Annotated in this window: 18 protein-coding genes; 12 read left to right on the top strand and 6 right to left on the bottom strand. The window is 58.4% G+C overall.

Annotated features, from left to right (window positions below; translation table 11 throughout):
- Nucleotides 1-51 precede the first annotated feature (51 nt).
- The 3 genes from CXU21_RS06645 (at nt 52) to CXU21_RS06635 (ending at nt 2,956) form a co-directional block, all read left to right on the top strand.
- A complete protein-coding gene (locus tag CXU21_RS06645; RefSeq protein WP_257997365.1) occupies nt 52-702 on the top strand; it encodes a phosphopantothenoylcysteine decarboxylase in 651 nt (216 codons plus the stop codon).
- Nucleotides 703-810: 108 nt separating this feature from the next.
- Complete coding sequence (gene rsgA, locus CXU21_RS06640; RefSeq protein WP_102725515.1) at nt 811-1,932, top strand: ribosome small subunit-dependent GTPase A; 1,122 nt, start codon at nt 811-813, stop codon at nt 1,930-1,932.
- Nucleotides 1,933-1,984: 52 nt separating this feature from the next.
- Entirely contained in the window at nt 1,985-2,956 is a 972-nt protein-coding gene (locus CXU21_RS06635) for a retropepsin-like aspartic protease (RefSeq protein ID WP_102725514.1), read from the top strand.
- Here CXU21_RS06635 and CXU21_RS06630 read toward each other — a convergent pair.
- Genes CXU21_RS06630 through CXU21_RS06620 form a run of 3 tightly spaced genes read right to left on the bottom strand, consistent with a single transcriptional unit; the run spans nt 2,940 to nt 5,598 of the window.
- Nucleotides 2,940-4,226, bottom strand: a complete 1,287-nt coding sequence (locus CXU21_RS06630; RefSeq protein ID WP_102712016.1) for a 3-deoxy-D-manno-octulosonic acid transferase — start codon at nt 4,224-4,226, stop codon at nt 2,940-2,942. The genes CXU21_RS06635 and CXU21_RS06630 overlap by 17 nt on opposite strands.
- Nucleotide 4,227: 1 nt before the next feature.
- Nucleotides 4,228-4,803 carry an RsmD family RNA methyltransferase gene (locus tag CXU21_RS06625; RefSeq protein WP_102725513.1) on the bottom strand — a complete coding sequence of 192 codons (576 nt, stop codon included), beginning with the start codon at nt 4,801-4,803 and terminating at the stop codon, nt 4,228-4,230.
- A 33-nt stretch (nt 4,804-4,836) separates the two neighbouring features.
- Nucleotides 4,837-5,598: a hypothetical protein gene (locus CXU21_RS06620; protein ID WP_146016995.1), complete on the bottom strand. Its 762-nt coding sequence runs from the start codon at nt 5,596-5,598 to the stop codon at nt 4,837-4,839.
- A gap of 73 nt (nt 5,599-5,671) precedes the next feature.
- On the opposite strand from CXU21_RS06620, the gene CXU21_RS06615 reads away from it, so the two are divergent.
- On the top strand, nt 5,672-6,115 hold the full coding sequence (locus CXU21_RS06615; protein ID WP_146016559.1) for a hypothetical protein: 444 nt from the start codon (nt 5,672-5,674) through the stop codon (nt 6,113-6,115).
- A 139-nt stretch (nt 6,116-6,254) separates the two neighbouring features.
- On the opposite strand, the gene CXU21_RS06610 is transcribed toward CXU21_RS06615, so the two are convergent.
- Nucleotides 6,255-7,181: a polyphosphate kinase 2 family protein gene (locus tag CXU21_RS06610; RefSeq protein WP_102725900.1), complete on the bottom strand. Its 927-nt coding sequence runs from the start codon at nt 7,179-7,181 to the stop codon at nt 6,255-6,257.
- Nucleotides 7,182-7,348: 167 nt separating this feature from the next.
- Complete coding sequence (locus CXU21_RS06605) at nt 7,349-9,646, bottom strand: NPCBM/NEW2 domain-containing protein (protein ID WP_180972695.1); 2,298 nt, start codon at nt 9,644-9,646, stop codon at nt 7,349-7,351.
- Between the two features lie 120 nt (nt 9,647-9,766).
- On the opposite strand from CXU21_RS06605, the gene CXU21_RS06600 reads away from it, so the two are divergent.
- Together CXU21_RS06600 and CXU21_RS06595 are read left to right on the top strand one after the other, a co-directional pair.
- Nucleotides 9,767-10,234, top strand: a complete 468-nt coding sequence (locus tag CXU21_RS06600) for a hypothetical protein (RefSeq protein ID WP_102725510.1) — start codon at nt 9,767-9,769, stop codon at nt 10,232-10,234.
- Nucleotides 10,231-11,049: an alpha/beta hydrolase gene (locus CXU21_RS06595; RefSeq protein ID WP_102725509.1), complete on the top strand. Its 819-nt coding sequence runs from the start codon at nt 10,231-10,233 to the stop codon at nt 11,047-11,049. Before CXU21_RS06600 ends, CXU21_RS06595 begins: the two co-directional genes overlap by 4 nt.
- On the opposite strand, the gene tsaE is transcribed toward CXU21_RS06595, so the two are convergent.
- Nucleotides 11,043-11,504 carry a tRNA (adenosine(37)-N6)-threonylcarbamoyltransferase complex ATPase subunit type 1 TsaE gene (tsaE, locus tag CXU21_RS06590; protein ID WP_102725508.1) on the bottom strand — a complete coding sequence of 154 codons (462 nt, stop codon included), beginning with the start codon at nt 11,502-11,504 and terminating at the stop codon, nt 11,043-11,045. The two genes, CXU21_RS06595 and tsaE, sit on opposite strands and share 7 nt — an antisense overlap.
- Before the next feature lie 88 nt (nt 11,505-11,592).
- Between tsaE and rplU the strand changes: the two genes are divergently transcribed.
- From rplU to CXU21_RS06560, 6 genes are all read left to right on the top strand, one after another.
- Complete coding sequence (rplU, locus tag CXU21_RS06585) at nt 11,593-11,910, top strand: 50S ribosomal protein L21 (RefSeq protein WP_102712031.1); 318 nt, start codon at nt 11,593-11,595, stop codon at nt 11,908-11,910.
- A 28-nt stretch (nt 11,911-11,938) separates the two neighbouring features.
- A complete protein-coding gene (gene rpmA, locus CXU21_RS06580; protein WP_102712033.1) occupies nt 11,939-12,202 on the top strand; it encodes a 50S ribosomal protein L27 in 264 nt (87 codons plus the stop codon).
- Between the two features lie 155 nt (nt 12,203-12,357).
- Complete coding sequence (locus CXU21_RS06575; protein WP_102712035.1) at nt 12,358-12,798, top strand: Fur family transcriptional regulator; 441 nt, start codon at nt 12,358-12,360, stop codon at nt 12,796-12,798.
- Between the two features lie 15 nt (nt 12,799-12,813).
- Nucleotides 12,814-13,572, top strand: coding sequence for a Fe-S cluster assembly ATPase SufC (sufC, locus tag CXU21_RS06570; protein WP_102712037.1), 759 nt, complete (start codon nt 12,814-12,816; stop codon nt 13,570-13,572).
- A gap of 24 nt (nt 13,573-13,596) precedes the next feature.
- Entirely contained in the window at nt 13,597-15,033 is a 1,437-nt protein-coding gene (gene sufB, locus CXU21_RS06565; RefSeq protein ID WP_102725507.1) for a Fe-S cluster assembly protein SufB, read from the top strand.
- An 8-nt stretch (nt 15,034-15,041) separates the two neighbouring features.
- A complete protein-coding gene (locus CXU21_RS06560) occupies nt 15,042-16,298 on the top strand; it encodes a SufB/SufD family protein (RefSeq protein ID WP_102725506.1) in 1,257 nt (418 codons plus the stop codon).
- Nucleotides 16,299-16,434 lie beyond the last annotated feature (136 nt).

Genomic DNA, 16,434 nt, shown 5'->3' with positions numbered 1-16,434 from the left:
CTGCACAACATCACTCTTCACTTTTACCCGTGATTCCGCATAATGCCGCTCATGCGTTTTCTCATCACGGCAGGCCCCACCAGGGAAGCGATTGACCCCGTCAGATACCTCACCAACCGTTCCTCCGGAAAAATGGGGTATTGCCTGGCGGAAGCGGCAGTGCATGAAGGCCACAGCGTCCTGCTGGTCTCCGGCCCCACCTCCCTGGACATTCCGCACGGCGTGGACTTCCTGCCGGTGGAAAGCGCGCAGGAAATGTATGACGCCGTGAAGAACCAGGCCCCCTATGCGGATGCCGCCATTCTCAGCGCCGCCGTGGCGGATTACCGCCCTGTCTTCGTTCCGAACCGCAAGATCAAGAAAACGGGGGAACGCATGATTCTGGAGCTGGAACGCACCGGAGACATCCTGGGTTCCATGCGTACGGAATTCGGCTTCAGCGGCGTCCTGATAGGCTTTGCGGCGGAAACCCACGATGTGGAGGACTACGCCCGCGGCAAACTGGAACGCAAACGGTGCGACATGGTTGTAGCCAACGACGTTTCCCGCAGGGACATAGGTTTTGATTCCTCGGAAAATGAAGTCATGCTTGTCTATCCGGACCGGACGGAACTGCTGGAAAAAGCGCCTAAAACGCAGATCGCCCTCCGGATCATTGAGCACGCCTCCCGTCTGGCGCAGGAAAAAGGGACGTCATGCTGACCGGCATACTCGTTCCGTGCTTGAACCGTGACGGAGTTTTTCACATGATTGAATACTAACCGTCTCCGGACGCCCTCACCCCTCCCCAGAACCGCAGCTTTACCTTTCATGCCCGTCACTCTTCAGGATTTAGGCTGGAACGACCACTTTCAACGCGCTTTCAACGCCGTCGCCAAGCCCGGCTGGATTCCGGGGCGCCTCATCCGGGAAACAAAAATCAATTTCACCGCCCTGCTGGACGGGGGGGAAGACGTGGAGGCCGTCGTCAGCGGCAAACTCTGGCATGACGCGGCCACGGATGCGGAACTGCCCGCCGTGGGAGACTGGGTGGCGATTGATCTGGGAGAAGCCGGGGATGAAGCCGTCATACGCGCCATTCTTCCCCGCCAGACCTGTTTTTCCCGCAAGGCGCCGGGGAAAAGCAGCGCGGAACAGGTACTGGGAACAAACGTGGACATCGTAGCCGTGGTGACGGAACCCGGCACGGATTTCAACCCCAGGCGCATGGAGCGCTATTTTACACTCATCCGGCGCAGTGGGGCCACCCCCCTTATCCTGCTTAACAAGGCGGACCTGTTTTCCAGGGAAGAAGTGAAGGAAGCCATGCAGACCCTCCGGGAGCTGTCCCCGGAATGCTCCATCATCAGCATCAGCGCCCTGCACAACAAGGGAATCAAGGAATTCCGCAAATGCCTTTCCAAGGGGCAGACCATCTCCATCGTCGGTTCCTCCGGTGTGGGAAAATCCACGCTGGTCAATACCCTGCTGGGGGATGAATGGCTCTGGACGGGGGAAGTGAACGAGGTGACCGGCAAGGGACGCCACACCACCGTGGCGCGGGAACTGGTGCTCCTCAAGCACGGCGGCCTGCTGATTGACAATCCCGGCATCCGGGAAATCCAGATGTGGACGGATGAACATACCCTCCGGGAGAGCTTCGCGGATCTGACGGAGCTGGCCCATGAGTGCAAATTCGCGGATTGCAGCCACGGCACGGATTCCGGCTGCGCCATCAGGAAAGCCGTGGAGGAAGGGCGGCTGGACAAGGAACGGTATCTCAACTTCCTGAATCTGGAAGATGAAATAGCCCGGTTGGCCAAACGCCAGAAAAAGAGGCAAATGAACGTGGAACGGGCCGGAAAGAGGGACCGGAAGGTGCAGGCCCGCAATTACGAGGACCGCGTGGACCTGGAACGCCGCCACAAGCCCAACCACCGCAGCCATGACTGATTCCAAGTCAAATTAACTTGTCAAACCACAGGGGTTCGCCTACCTGTAGAGGATGCCTCTATCTCTCCGCCTTTTCCGTATTTCCGCGGCCGTTCTGGCGCTGGGCGCGCTCCCCCTCTCCGCGGCGGAACCAGCCGACCCCGCCCAGGCCAAACCCGTGGTTTCCATCACCAGCCTGACCCCCGTCCGGCTGATGCGGGACGCCCACAGCAAGCTTCTGGTGGCTCAATGCACCATCAACGACGTTCCGTGCAGCCTCATTGTAGATACGGCGGCGTCACATACCACCTTTGACATTAAATTCATTAAGAAGAATTTTCCCGGGCTGCCGCTTCAGAACGCTCAGATCGCCCCCGGCTCCAACGTCAATACCGTCCCCCAGCTGTTTCCCATGCAGTCTTTCTCCATCGGAGGGCTCCAGATTAAAAACTTTTTCGGCTTTGCCATGGACCTGACTCCTCTTCAAAATGACATGCAGGTCAAGGTGGACGGCATTCTGGGAATCAACTACCTGGGCTTCTCCCCGTTCCTGCTGTCCGTAAAGGACGCCTCCCTGCAATTCCTGGAACGCTCCAGCTTTCCGGCACAGCGCATGAAGCCCCTGGACGTGGAACGCCATGCTTCAGGAATTTTCTATGTCCGCTGCTCCCGCGGAGGGGCTCCCTTCCTGCTGGCCCTGGATTCCGGCTCATCCCTCTCCCTGGCCCCACTGGAACATTGGCCCGCAAACCCGGACGGAAGCCAGCTTACGGCAAAGGCGTCTGACATCAACGGACACAGCGGAGACCGCAATGTCATGAAGCTGGGCATTCCCTCCACGCTCCGCATGGGTCCGGATTTCCAGCTGGAAGGCCTCTCCTTTGCCGTGACCGGAACAGGCGGCAGATGCCAGATAGGCGTGGATACCCTCAAGCATTTTGACATCATCATTGACGCTCCGCAGGGGGAAGTCTTCGCCCTGCCTCCCCATTCCAGGCCGGAGCCCCGCGGGAAAAAGGCTCCCGCCGTCAAACGGGAATCTTGAGCATAATGCAGATCATGCGGATGGTGCGCGCCGTAGCGCCGAAATGGGCTTTCAGCGCCACCTGGGCGCGCGAGGACTGGGCGTGAGCCAGCAGCGGATTGTCCAGCATCTCCTTGAGAACGTCCGCCAGGTGGTCTTCCTCACACCGCGTAATGCCGTCCACGCCTTCCAGCAGCTGGACCAGCGCGTCAAAATTCTCCATGTGCGGCCCCGTCAGCACGGGCACGCCGCAGGCCACGGCCTCCGCCGGGTTCTGTCCCCCGTCCGCCAGAAAGCTCTTGCCGATCACGGCCACATCCGCCAGGGCGGTCCAGTCCCTCAGCTCCCCGGTGGTATCCGCAATGTAGCAAACCTGCTCCTTCAGGGTTTCCGGAAGTTCTCCGTCCGTCCGCAGCACACACTGCCAGCCGTGGGCTTCCAGATCACGCACCACCGCATGACGGCGCTCCGCATGCCGGGGAACGATCAGGGGGAAGCCTCCCGCTTTGCGCACCGCCTCCGCTATCAGCGCTTCCTCTCCGTCATGGGTACTGGCGGCCAGCACCACGGGCTTGCCCCTCTTCAGCTTTTCCAGAATGGCGGAAAACTCCGGATTGGTATCCCGCCGTTCCGCCATCTGCTGGTCAAACTTGATGCTGCCCGTCACATGAATGATGGCAGGGCGCACCCCCACGGATTCAAAGCGCCGCACGTCCCCCTTGTCCTGCACGCCCATGGCGTCCAGCGCGGAGAAATAATACCGTGATATCCATTTGAAAGCGCGGTAACGGCTTTCAGACCGCGCGGACATGCGGGCATTAATCATCGCCATGGGGATGCCGCGCACCTTGGCCGCACGGGCAAAATTGGGCCATAGTTCCGCCTCCACCAGCACGATGGCTTCCGGTTCAAAACGGTCAAAGCACCGCCCCGGCAGCCCCAGCAGGTCAAAAGGCGCATAAATCACGCGCACCCCGGGCACCTGGGCGTTCACCGCCGTGTCATGCCCCGTAGCCGTGCTCGTAGCCAGCACGGCGGAACCGCCGCGCTCCCGGAGCCACGCCCGGAGAAACTTGAGGGCCAGCACCACTTCACCCACGCTCACGGCATGGACGTACAGCACTCCCTTGGGCTCCCGGTTGTAGGAAACCCGGTACAGGCCGAAGCGTTCCAGCAGCCCCGTGCCGAATCCGCCGCGCCTTTTCTGCTTGAGCAGGTAGGAGGGGAGCGTCACCAGCCACCCGACGGTGTACAGGATGTTGTAACAGAGAGAGAATAGGAAGGCTTTCATTTTACTTCTCAGGCAATCGATAGAACAGCAGCATGTTTTTCCCGTACCGGCGCGTATCCACCAGGTCCAGGCCGTCAAATTCCGCGGCGCCTTCCCTGCCGGTTCCCCATCCTTCCTGCACTTCCGCGATAAACAGGCCGCCCTTCTTCAGCAGTCCGGAAATTCCGGCCTGCGCCAGCTCCACAATAAAATCACGGTCCGCCGGGCCCTTGCAGTAGGGGGGGTCCGCAAAAATAATGTCGTATTTCCTTCTGGCCAGCAGTTCCCTTTTCACGAACTGGACGGCGTCACCCTGGATGACGGTTCCTCCTTCCAGCCCGGTTTTGGCAAGGTTGGCTTTAGCCGTGGCGCAGGAGAGACGGGAAAAGTCCACCATGCGGGAGCTTCCGGCCCCGCGGCTCAGGGCCTCCAGGCCGAACGCCCCGGAACCGGTGAATAAATCCAGCACCTCGGCATGCTCAATCAACGGGTGCAGGATGGAAAAAAGGGCTTCCCTGACCCGGTCGGTCGTGGGCCGTACTTCCCCTTTGGGGACAGACAGGGCTATGCCGCCGGCCTTTCCGCTGATGATACGCATGTTTTTACCGGAAATGAAAGGAACGTCATGTCCCTACTGGCGGGCCTTGGCCTTGGCCTTTTCCAGCAGGGGGTCTCCCGTGACGCGGGTGATGGGAACGCGCAGCACGATGGACTGGTTGGCAATGGCAATATTGTCCGGATTCTTCTCGGACATGTTGTAGACGAAATAGGCGTACTTGCCGTCCTTGGTCTTGCCCGCAATGATGGTTTCCGTAAGGGTGGAAAGGATGGTCTTCTTTTCCATGGTCCATTCCTTGCCGCTCCATGCGCCGTACACGTTCAGGTCATCATAGGACACGTCCCCCTTCAGGGTCAGGACGCCATTGGGGGAAATCCAGGTCTTGTTATTGGAGTCATACTTCAGCGTGCTCATGGGCAGCGGCCCCTGCTGGGCCACGGCGGCCAGATTCCAGATGCCGCGTTCCCCGGAGGGGAAAACGCCCAGAGCCACCGGGGCCACTTCCTGCACCTGCTTGAGCTTCCAGCATTCCAGGTACTTGGCATATTCATCCTTGGTCCAGCCCAGGCGTTCGTCATAGGGGACGGGCTGTCCGGGAATGATTTGGCTGACCAGTTCTTTTTTGTCCTTGTCCGGCAAAGCGGCAAAAACACCGTCAATTTTCTCCATGAACGGCTGCAGGCTTTCATCAAGCACAACGCTGACGGCGGAGGCCTCCACCATTTTGCCTACCGGAAGATATTCATCAATAATTTCCGGCTTTTCTGCTGCGTACAGGGAAGAAACCAGAGCGGGGACCATCAGTATTAAAGCCAGATTGCGGAGCGCTTTCATAACGTATATGTGCATTTTACTCAACAAAAGACCCTTGGCAAGAGTCAAAGTGAGTGTTATCCGTATGTACATCATGAATTGGAAGTTACTTTTCACTACCCTGGCCGCCGCTCTGAGCCTTGCTTCCTGCGTGTCCACCCCCGCATCCCGCATCCAGAAAAACCCGGTTCTTTTCAATTCCCTGCCATCCTCCCAGAAGACGCTGGTGGAAGCCGGGCAAATTGCTGAAGGCATGTCTCCACCCGCCGTTTTCCTGGCCTGGGGAGACCCCTCCGCCGTAGCTGAAGGCAACCTTGACGGGAAGCCCGCCACCCGCTGGATTTATTCTTCCCTCCAGCCGGTTTACTCTCCGCCGCCCGCTTTCTGGGCCGGCCCATACTGGGGCGGCCCCTATTGGGGGCCGGGGTTCTACAGCCCCTATTACCCGTATTACAATGATGTAACCTACGTTCCGGTGAATACCGGCTACGTGCTGTTCATCAACGGCAAGGTGAAATCCTGGGAACGCAGGCGTTGACCCCGGAAGGGAAAGCGGCAAAGCCCTTGCCGGGCACGGAACGGCGGCGCAGCGGATGGGAACCAATCCCTCATGATGCGCCGCTTTTCCCGTTCCAGGACTTGCTTACCTCCGCACCTCCGTTCAGGAAGCCCTCCGCCTAATCCCTGCCCTTGGACAGGGGGCGTTCCAGTTCCTTACGGAACGTGGGGAAGAACTCCTTCAATTCCCCGGACACCTTCGGATATTTCAGCTTCATTTCTGCCAGGGCTTCCACCATGGCGCACATGCAGACAAGCCTGGAAAACCACTTGTTGTCCGCCGGCACCACATACCACGGAGCGTCCGGAGAGGACGTGTGCCGTATCATTTCCTGGTAAGCCTTCTGGTAGTCGTCCCAGAACTCGCGTTCATGGATGTCCCCCTCTGAAAATTTCCAGTTCTTGTCCGGGGTATCCAGCCGCGCCAGCAGGCGCTTCCTCTGCTCCTCGGAGGAAATATGAAGAAATATTTTCACGATCCGCGTCTTGTTGGCAAGCAGGTGGCGCTCCAGGTTGTTGATGGACTTGAATCTCTCCTTCCAGAATGACCTTTTGGCATGGGCGGGATCAAACCCCTCCCCCACCAGAAATTCCGGATGCACGCGCACGCTCAGCACCTCCTCATAATAGGAACGGTTGAAGATGCCGATCATCCCGCGGCGGGGAAGACGGCACACGCACCGCCACAGAAAGTCATGGCCCCGTTCCAGGGTGGTGGGCGGCTTGAAGCTGCTGACCACGCAGCCCTGGGGATTGATGCCTCCCATCACATGCTTCACGATGCCGTCCTTGCCCGCGCTGTCCATCGCCTGGAGAACCACCAGAAGCGCATAGGATTCACTGGCATATAACACCTCCTGAAGCTGTTCCAGCAGTTGAATTCCCTTCTCCAGCTTGTCAACGGCCTCCTTCTTGCTGTCCTTGTCCAACTTGCCGAGGTCGCCCGGATCGTAGCGGGACAGTTTGAAGCCCTCCCCGTCCGTCACCCGGTACGGCTCAATGAATTTTTTGCAGCGTTTGACCAGATCAGCGGGAATATCCATCATTCCGGTAATGACACCGTTCTGCGTCAATACGTTGAAACAACCGCAAAAAACTCCGGGCATTCCCCCCTCCGGGGAAGGCTGTTTCACACCGTATTACCCGGCCTTTACGGAACGGAATTTTCGCAAAGGCCGGGGTTTCCGGTAAAACCGCGGTGCGGACACAGACATCAATTCTCCACGCGCACCTGGTCTGCCGGAGTATTTTCCAGCTTGCAGTCCGCGATGGTCCACGTGCGGGGGGGCTCTACCTTGTTATTCTTTATCAGGATGTTGGCGCACCTCCTGAACTGGAAGGGCTTCTGTCCCCAGCCCTTGAAATCATCATTGTAAATGACTTTGTTATTAATGAATTTCAGATTATCCGTGGAAATGGCGAACAGCAGCGGCACGTCGAACGTCTTGAACACATTGTTTTCTATCAGCACATTACGGTGATAATAATCTTTCTGCCTGTTCAATTGCTTGACTTCCGGGTAAATGGAAATGATGGCGTTCGTGAACTGGTAGCGGGAGGTCAGGTTGTTGATGAACGTATTCTTGCGGATCACCACTTCATGGCAAGCGCCGCTCTCATACCACCCCTGGGCGTCCCCGGCCAGAAGAATGGCCGAACCGGAGGAATGGTCAAACAAGTTGCCTTCCACCAGCACCCTCTCAGGCGTGGTAAAAAGCGTCCCGCGGGCGCGGTTGTTGCGGACGATGTTGTTGCGGAATACCACGGAAGGGTAAAAATCCGCATTCTCCACGGCGTCCCCGGCCTTCACGGAATCAGGCAGCGGTTCTTCCAGCGTAATCACCAGTTCCGTAGAACTTTTTTTCACGGCGGTTTTCACCGTGCCCGTGCCGCCGGGCTCCAGCGTAGGCCCGTTGATGAACCGGATTTTTTCACCGGGAAGGAATACTTCAAAACCCACCGCCTGTCGGTGCATGTACTTGCACTTCAGCGTATGGCCGTCCACCACCTCCATCACGCCCAGGCAGGTGGAATGGACATTGATGGCGTCATCCATCATTCCTTCAAACAGGGCTTTTTCCACGATGATTTCACCCCGGGTATTGGAAAAATGGGTGGCGTCCGCTCCGGCCGTGTGCACGCGCCCCGTGCCCTTCCTGATCATGACGCCGCCGCCCTTCATATGGAAATCCTCAGACCGCTGAACCAGCAGGGCCATGCCCGTGCTCTGGTGCAGGGACACATCATTCATGACCGTCTTCTTTGCCCGGTAAACCACGCAGCCCGGATGGGGGCGGTTGTAGTTCCGGAGCACCAGCGTGTCTCCCGGCTTGATTCCCTTCTGCTTGAGGTTCCAGGCCATCCGGAGACGGTTCCCCCCCAGGGGCTCCACCCGGCCGTTCCAGCCCATGTCAGACGTATTGGCGATGATATGCCCCGTCCCCTTCTCAAAAGCCATGCAGCTAGCCATTCCTTCCTCCCAGCCTTCCCCCAGAAAAACGAACTTGTTGTTCCTGAGTTCATAAGGGTAGGCCTTTTTATCTATTTCCACCTCCGTGGATTTGTCGTCCACACTCACCACGCGCGCTTCCGTGCACCAGGAACGTTCATAATCCACGGCCAGACGGTTGATGGTAATATTCTCACTGTCCATGACCAGCAGGGGAATCACCTTGCCGTGAAAGAGGAACAGGGAGCCGTTGCCTTCCAGGCGGACATTCCTCAAATCAGTCAGGGCCACGCACACCGGATGAATCAGGGGCTGGTCATGGTTGGAAATATTGAAGCTCATGTTCAGGGCGCCCTCCGCATAAAAATGGTATACCCCCCTGGGGATGTTCAAAACGCCCCCACCCTGCTTCCGCAGCGCGGAAATAGCGGACCGCAGCGCCGGACCCTGATCTTTCCTGACGCCGGGAACCATGCCGAATTTGGCGGCATTCACCACGGCGCCCTTCGCGCCTGGCTGTTCCGGGCCCGTCTTCCAGGCCAGGTCCACCCAGTCCGCGTGGTCGTAGGAATTGTTTTCCACCCGGTCAGCCATCAGGTAAAGATGCCGTATGCCGTTTTCCGCCACCGGAACAGAAAACTTCTTCGCCGGCATGCCCCGCTTCATCACGCCGGAACTCCACAGGACCCCGGAACCGCTCATCACGCGGAACTCCACGCTTCCGTCCCCGTCCGTACCGTCGTCAATGCCGCACGCTCCTTCCAGGCTCACCACTCTTGCGCCCTTCCGCTCCGGCACGGGAAGGGGAATCATGGACGTGGCGTGAGTGCCAATGCCCGTGGCGTATTTTTTGCCGCCCACACTCAATTCCTCATTCTTGAAAGACCGGTTCAACCGGGTTTCCCCTGCCTCCTGGCGGGCCATCAGCAGGCTGGCGGCCGACACCTCCACGGGCACGGAGCCGGGCTTCCCCGCGCCTTCCTGTCCCCGGCATACCACCGGGAATGACCCCGCAACGCACGCTGCGGCCACAAAACTCCATGAAAACATTCGGTTGAACATATCCTTCATTATACCTTTTTTCCATTTTCCTTCTATCAGAAAAAATGCAACGCGCCCGAAAGCCGCCCGCCGGGGAAAAGAGAGATTGCCTTCTCAACCGAATTCAGGGACACTGTTTCCATGCGACCAGCTTCCCTACTCCTGCCCGGCATTCTGCTGGCGCTTTCCGCCTGCGGGCGCGGAGGCGCTACGCTTGAAACGGATAACGTCCAGGCGGAATGGTTCCCCAACGGCAGCCGCACGTCCATTGTCTTGGAAGGTGAAACGGAACCTGCCCCCGCACGGGAAATCCAGCGCGGGGTTTCCGGCATGACTCTCTTATATCATTCCCTGGGGGACGGCCGGGGGACCCTGTCCGTCAACGGGGCAATCCCGGAAACGGCGGCGGTAACCAGCCAAAAGGGAGCCTCCCCCACCGCGCTGCATTTTAAAACTTCCACACGTGAAATCATCCTCAGCGGCGTGCGCCGCCTGGACACGGAAGGCAAAACAGCCTCCCTGGACAGCTGGCGCTGCCAGGAACGGAAAACGCCCCTGCCCCGCACCGGGACAGCCGGAACCATGACCACGGAAACTCCTGACCAATGAACTTCATGCGGATGCTGAAACCGGGAAAATGGAAAATAAGGGCAGCGCTCCTGCTGAGCGGCGCTCTTGTTCTGGCATGTTCCCAATGTTCCGTCCGTTCCCTCGTTTACCTGCCTCCGCAGCCCAAGGACAAAACCGTCTATCTGGAAAAACGCGCCGCCTGGGAACCGCACCGGCGCACCTTCCACCATAACGGGGCCAAACTCAGCGGCTGGCTTATTGAAAAGAAAGGACAGCCCCTGCTGGTATATTACGGAGGGAACGCCATGGACATCTCCATGATGCTGCCGTATCTGGACCGCTTCCCCCACGCCAAGCTCCTGGTCAACTACCGCGGCTACGGGCTCAGCACAGGCTCCCCCACGGAACAGGACATCATGGGGGACTCCCTGGCGATTCTTGATTCCGTGCTGAAGGAAACCGGAAGAACTCCGGATGACGTCATCCTGGTGGGGCAAAGCCTCGGCTCAGGGGTGGCCACCCAGATCGCTTCCGTCAGGAACGTGAAAAAACTGGTCCTGCTGGTTCCTTTTGACAGTCTGCTGGAAGCCGCCCGCGGGCTCTTCCCCTATCTTCCCGTCAAACTTCTCCTGCCGGACCACTTCCGGTCTGACCTGGCGGCTCCCAGGGTATCCTGCCCCGTGAGCATTCTGGCGGCGGGATCGGATGAAGTCATTCCCCCGGACCACGCCAAACGGCTCCGGGACTGCTTCTCCACTCCAGTCAGCTACCGGGAATTCCCCGGCGCCATGCATAATACCATTTGGCTCAGCCCCGGCTTTGACCAGGCGTTTTCCAAAAGCATCAGCTACTGATCCGCTCCATGCGCAGGAGCCAGGGACACCCGGCGCAGGCATTCCCCCTCATGCTCCAGCAGCAGCCAGGAGGTTTCCTCCGGCAGGGCGTCCGGAAACAGGTTGGCCCATTCCACAATGAGCACCGCATCACCATCCAGGTACTCATCCCAGCCGATGCCGAGAAGCTCGGACTCATCCCTGAGCCGGTAAAAATCAAAATGGCACGCCCTCAGGCGCCCGTCCGTATGCTCGTGCACCAGGGAAAACGTCGGGCTGGCCGCCGCATCGGAACTTCCCAGCCCCTCCATGACCCCCTGGGTCAGGTGCGTCTTTCCGGCGCCCAGCTCCCCCACCACGCCCAGCACTTCCCCAGGCATTAAAATTTTACCTATCCGGCGTCCCAGCTCCCGCATTTCCTCCGGGGAATGAGTTAAAACGGGGCCATTTTTAAAAATTTTATACCATTCGCTCATTTTTTCATGAAATTTTGCTTGTCTAAAAGAAGATGATATGGTTTATTGCGGCTCCCGCATCCGCGGGTGAACCTTAACAGTGATAGCAATGGCATACGCAATTTTCAAAACAGGTGGCAAGCAGTACCGCGTTCAGGCGGGCGACGTGATCGACGTTGAATGCATCAATACCCTCGAAGAGGGTGCTGAAGCAAGCTTTGATCAGGTGCTTATGGTGGAAAATGACGGAAACGTGACCCTCGGCACCCCCACGGTGGCGGGCGCTACGGTTTCCGCCAAGGTCGTCAGCCAGTTCCGCGACAAGAAGATCATCGCTTTCAAATTCAAGCGCCGCAAGGGCTTCCACAAGAAGAAAGGTTCCCGCCGCTCCCTGACGAAGCTGGAAATCACCGCTATCAACGCCTAATTTCAACCCTTAATTTTATCTTCATCTTATGGCTCACAAGAAAGGTCAAGGTTCTGTCAAGAACGGTCGCGACTCCCGCAGCAAGCGCCTCGGCGTTAAAAAATTCGGCGGGCAGGAAGTGATCGCGGGCAACATCATCATCCGCCAGCGCGGCACCAAGTGGCACCCCGGCAAGGGCGTGGGCATGGGCCGTGACTACACCATCTTCTCCCTCGTGGACGGCCGCGTGTTCTTTGACCGCGAAGGCCGCCGCGTTAATGTGGCTCCGGAAGCTTCCGACGCCGCCAACTAAATTACGGATAAACTCTATCTCCCTGCAGGGGCGGCCATCCACAGGGATGACCGCCCTTCTTTTACCCTCCCCAGAACCCAAATAAATAACAGGAATTGTTCTTGCAAAACAATTACCCCTCCCCCACTATCCACGCAGAGCATGAAAAATAAGATATGAATCCCAAAACAGATTCCAAGCAAGCCGTTAGAAGCACCTCCACCCTCCCGGTAATTTCCGGTCTGAGGCTCACCAAGCAAAGGCAGGAAGTATACCAGGTGCTTCTGGAACAGAGGGATCACCCCACTGCAAATGAAGTGTACCACCGGGTGCGCAAAAAGCTGCCCAGCATCTCTCTGGCTACCGTTTACAACTGCCTGGAGGCGCTGGTGGAACACGGCCTGGTCAATCAGGTCAACTTTGAACGCAGTTCTTCCCGCTTCTGTCCCAACCTCGTTGATCACGGACACTTCCAGGACACCCGGACCGGCTGCATTTACGACATCACCATCAAGGAGGGCGTGGACCTGAAGGAATTCATCAACCTGCCTGACGACGTATGCGTGGAGGAAGCCCAAATCACCCTGAGAGGCTCCATCATCACGCCGCAGGGCTAATCCCCTTTTAACATCATGAGTCTGGTCATTAAAAATTTGCACGCCAAGGTGCAAGGCACGGAAATACTTAAAGGCATCAACCTTGAAATCCCCAAGGGAGAGGTGCATGCGATCATGGGGCCCAACGGTTCCGGAAAAAGCACCCTTTCCAAAGTCCTCTGCGGCCACCCGGACTATGAGGTGACGGAAGGGGAAGTCTGGCTGGACGGACAGAACCTGCTGGACATGAGCATTGACGAGCGCAGCCGCGCTGGCCTGTTCCTGGCGTTCCAGTATCCCATGGAGGTGCCCGGCGTTTCCAACGCCAACTTCCTGCGCGCGGCCATGCAGGCACGCATGCCCCAGGGGGAAGAACTGGATGCGGTCACGTTCTACAAGACGCTGTATGCAAAAATGGACCAACTCGGCATGTCCCGCAAATTCACCTCCCGCGCGGTCAACGAGGGCTTTTCCGGCGGTGAGAAAAAGCGTAATGAAGTATTGCAGATGCTCCTCCTGGACCCGCTTTACGCCATCCTGGATGAGACGGACTCCGGCCTGGACATAGACGCCCTCCGCATCGTCTCGGAGGGGGTCAACTCCATGCGTTCCCCATTCCGCAGCTTCCTGGTCATCACCCACTACAAGCGCCTGCTGGACTACATCAAGCCGGACGTGGTCCACGTGCTGGCGGACGGCAAAATCGTCCGTACCGGCGGCGGAGAGCTGGTGGATGAACTGGAAAGCAGGGGATACGAATTCCTGAAGGAGACGGAAGAAAAGGAAGAGGCCTAACGCCGCTAATCCGGCAGTCATCTCATGAGCGATAAACCTGACACGTCAGAAGACGGGAACACACAGAACCTGTTTGACTTTGACCGGAGCAAAGGGGACTTCTCCTTCCCGGAGCGCCATAAATTCGACGCCGGCTACGGCCTGACGGAGGCCACCATTGACTATATTTGCGACGTCAAGGACGATCCGGAATGGGTGCGCCAGTTCCGCAAGAACGCCCTTGCCGTTTTTGAAAGCAAGCCCATGCCCACGCACTGGGCTTCTCCGGAAATTGAAAAAATAGATTTTTCCAAGATACGCTACTATCTTTCCGACGGGGAACGGCCCAAGCGAAGCTGGGATGACGTGCCGGAAGACGTGAAGCGCACCTTTGAACGCCTGGGCGTTCCGGAACAGGAACGCCAGTTCCTGGCGGGCGTGGAGGCCCAGTATGATTCCGAGTCCGCCTACTCCAACATGAAGGAGGAGCTCCGCAGCCAGGGAGTCATCTTCGTGAACTCCGCGGAAGGCCTGAAATACCATGAAGACGTCTTCCGCCCGTGGTTCGGGAAGGTCATTCCCACGGGTGACAATAAATTCTCCGCCCTGAACAGCGCCGTATTTTCCGGCGGCTCCTTCATTTACGTGCCCAAGGGCGTAAAGCTCAAGCACCCGCTCCAGGCGTACTTCCGCATCAACTCGGAAAACTTCGGCCAGTTTGAACGTACCCTCATCATTGCGGATGAAGGGGCTGAACTCATGTACATGGAAGGGTGCACGGCCCCCCAGTTTGAAACGTCCACCCTCCACTCCGCCGTGGTGGAACTGGTAGCCCTGAAGGGCGCCAAAATCCAGTACGTCACCGTGCAGAACTGGTCCTCCAACGTCTTCAACATGGTCACCAAGCGCGGACTGGCCATGGAAGATGCGGAAATCCGCTGGATAGACTGCAACATAGGCTCCGGCCTCACCATGAAATACCCGGCTGTGGTGCTCAAGGGCAGGCGCGCCAGGGGAGAGGTCATTTCCATCGCTCTGGCGAACACGGGGCAGCACCAGGATACCGGGGCCAAAATGATTCACGCGGCGGACGACACCACGTCCAACATTGTCTCCAAATCCATCAGCATCGGTGAAGGGCGCGCCAGCTACCGGGGCCAGGTGGTCATGGGGAAAGGCCTCAAGGGCTGCAAGAACAATACGGAATGTGACGCCCTGCTGCTGGCGGCCAACAGCCGCACGGACACTTACCCCGCCATCACGGTAAAGGGGGACAAAAACACGGTGCAGCATGAAGCGTCCGTCTCCCAGGTCTCTGAAGAAATGCTCTTTTACATGCAGCAGCGCGGCATCCCGAAGGCGGCGGCCATGTCCCTGGCCGTCAATGGATTCATTAATGATCTTGTCCAGGAATTCCCCATGGAATATTCCGTGGAGCTGCGCAGGCTCATTGACCTGGAAATGGAAGACAGCATCGGATAAGGAAGGAAATGATGAACCACTTGCTCAACGAAGAACAATTCCCCGCAGGCTTCCTTCCCGCATGGTTTGAAGCCAGGCACCGCCGCGCCCTGGAACAGGCGGACCAGCTCCCGGAACCCTCCCGCCGCATGGAATCCTGGCGTTTCGGCGCCCCCGGCAACGAATCCCTGGAAGACTTTGAAGCAGCGCCCCCCCTGGCTCCGGAAGCCCTGGCCTCCATCATCACGGAGCACGCCTCCATGCCGGACGCCATCCGCATCGTTTACGCCAACGGGCTTCCCGTCTCCATCCCGGATGAACTGCCGGAAGGGCTCTCCGTGATGGATATGGAAGACTTCGTGCTGCAATACCCGGACGCCGCCCGCAAACATCTGGAAACGACGCCGGAAACGCTGGGGTCTGAAAAGCTGGCCGCGCTGAATACCGCCCTCCAGCACAACGGGCTGGTCATTATGGCGGAAAAGGAAATCTCCCGTCCACTGGAAGTTTTCCACTTCATCTCCGGGGACAAGGTGGCCGTCTTCCCCGCCACGCTGGTCATTGCGGAAACCGGAAGCCGCCTGCACATTCTGGAACGCCACATCAGCGCGGACCATGGCAACCAATTCTGCGGAGCGCTGCAACAGCACCATCTTTCCTCCTCTTCCTCCGTCAAATACGCCCTGGTCCAGGAACTCAACAGACGTTCCCGCGCCGTGGAACTCTGCCATATCATGGCGGACGATTCCGCGGAAATGGAACACTTGACCAGCCATCCCGGCGCGGCGTGGGCCAGGCAGGAGACGGTCTGCCTCCTGAACGGAGACGGCGCGAACGTACGCCTGCTTTCCGCCAACCACCTGAAGGAAAACAAGGAACTGGACCAGAGAACCTACCAGAAGCACCTCTACCGCGGAGCCTCCAGCAACCTGCTTTACGCCAATGTTCTGGACGATGAGTCCACCAGCATTTTCAGCGGCATGATCCTGGTGGCGGAGGGGGCGCATGACACCAGCGCCTACCAGAGCAACCGCAATCTGATCCTCAGCCCCCGCGCGGAAGCCAACTCCATTCCCGGCCTGGAAATCCTGGCGGACAGGGTGCAGTGCTCCCACGGTTCCGCCACCTCTTCCATCTCTCCGGAAGAAATCTTCTACCTGCTTTCACGCGGCATTCCGGAACAGACGGCGCGCAGAATGATAGCGCAGGGCTTCCTGAAGCATGCCCTGGAGAAGTTCAGTGATGAGCCCCTCCGCGCCGCCGTGGAAGGAATCATCCTCTCCTGACCCTCTCCCCCATCCGGAGGGTATTCCGTCCCATCCGGATGCGGATGGGAAAACGGAGAAAAAGGTTCTTTTTCCTCTTCCCGCAGAGAAGAATCCGCCAGGCATTTTCCGGCTCCGGCGGCAGGCACGCTCCGGT

This window comes from Akkermansia muciniphila (assembly GCF_002884975.1).
Lineage (GTDB): Bacteria > Verrucomicrobiota > Verrucomicrobiia > Verrucomicrobiales > Akkermansiaceae > Akkermansia > Akkermansia muciniphila_C.
Note: the sequence above shows the minus strand (reverse complement) of the source record. Positions and strands in the feature narration are given on the sequence as shown.

Bases quoted from the DNA above. Each gene is read 5' to 3' on its own strand.
- rplU (WP_102712031.1), top strand. From the start codon at position 11,593: ATGGCATACGCAATTTTCAAAACAGGTGGCAAGCAGTACCGCGTTCAG.
- sufC (WP_102712037.1), top strand. From the start codon at position 12,814: ATGAGTCTGGTCATTAAAAATTTGCACGCCAAGGTGCAAGGCACGGAA.
- sufB (WP_102725507.1), top strand. From the start codon at position 13,597: ATGAGCGATAAACCTGACACGTCAGAAGACGGGAACACACAGAACCTG.
- CXU21_RS06620 (WP_146016995.1), bottom strand. From the start codon at position 5,598: ATGAAAGCGCTCCGCAATCTGGCTTTAATACTGATGGTCCCCGCTCTG.
- tsaE (WP_102725508.1), bottom strand. From the start codon at position 11,504: ATGAGCGAATGGTATAAAATTTTTAAAAATGGCCCCGTTTTAACTCAT.
- CXU21_RS06610 (WP_102725900.1), bottom strand. From the start codon at position 7,181: ATGATGGATATTCCCGCTGATCTGGTCAAACGCTGCAAAAAATTCATT.
- CXU21_RS06630 (WP_102712016.1), bottom strand. From the start codon at position 4,226: ATGAAAGCCTTCCTATTCTCTCTCTGTTACAACATCCTGTACACCGTC.
- rsgA (WP_102725515.1), top strand. From the start codon at position 811: ATGCCCGTCACTCTTCAGGATTTAGGCTGGAACGACCACTTTCAACGC.
- CXU21_RS06595 (WP_102725509.1), top strand. From the start codon at position 10,231: ATGAACTTCATGCGGATGCTGAAACCGGGAAAATGGAAAATAAGGGCA.
- CXU21_RS06635 (WP_102725514.1), top strand. From the start codon at position 1,985: ATGCCTCTATCTCTCCGCCTTTTCCGTATTTCCGCGGCCGTTCTGGCG.
- CXU21_RS06600 (WP_102725510.1), top strand. From the start codon at position 9,767: ATGCGACCAGCTTCCCTACTCCTGCCCGGCATTCTGCTGGCGCTTTCC.
- CXU21_RS06645 (WP_257997365.1), top strand. From the start codon at position 52: ATGCGTTTTCTCATCACGGCAGGCCCCACCAGGGAAGCGATTGACCCC.
- CXU21_RS06625 (WP_102725513.1), bottom strand. From the start codon at position 4,803: ATGCGTATCATCAGCGGAAAGGCCGGCGGCATAGCCCTGTCTGTCCCC.
- rpmA (WP_102712033.1), top strand. From the start codon at position 11,939: ATGGCTCACAAGAAAGGTCAAGGTTCTGTCAAGAACGGTCGCGACTCC.
- CXU21_RS06605 (WP_180972695.1), bottom strand. From the start codon at position 9,646: ATGTTCAACCGAATGTTTTCATGGAGTTTTGTGGCCGCAGCGTGCGTT.
- CXU21_RS06575 (WP_102712035.1), top strand. From the start codon at position 12,358: ATGAATCCCAAAACAGATTCCAAGCAAGCCGTTAGAAGCACCTCCACC.
- CXU21_RS06615 (WP_146016559.1), top strand. From the start codon at position 5,672: ATGAATTGGAAGTTACTTTTCACTACCCTGGCCGCCGCTCTGAGCCTT.
- CXU21_RS06560 (WP_102725506.1), top strand. From the start codon at position 15,042: ATGATGAACCACTTGCTCAACGAAGAACAATTCCCCGCAGGCTTCCTT.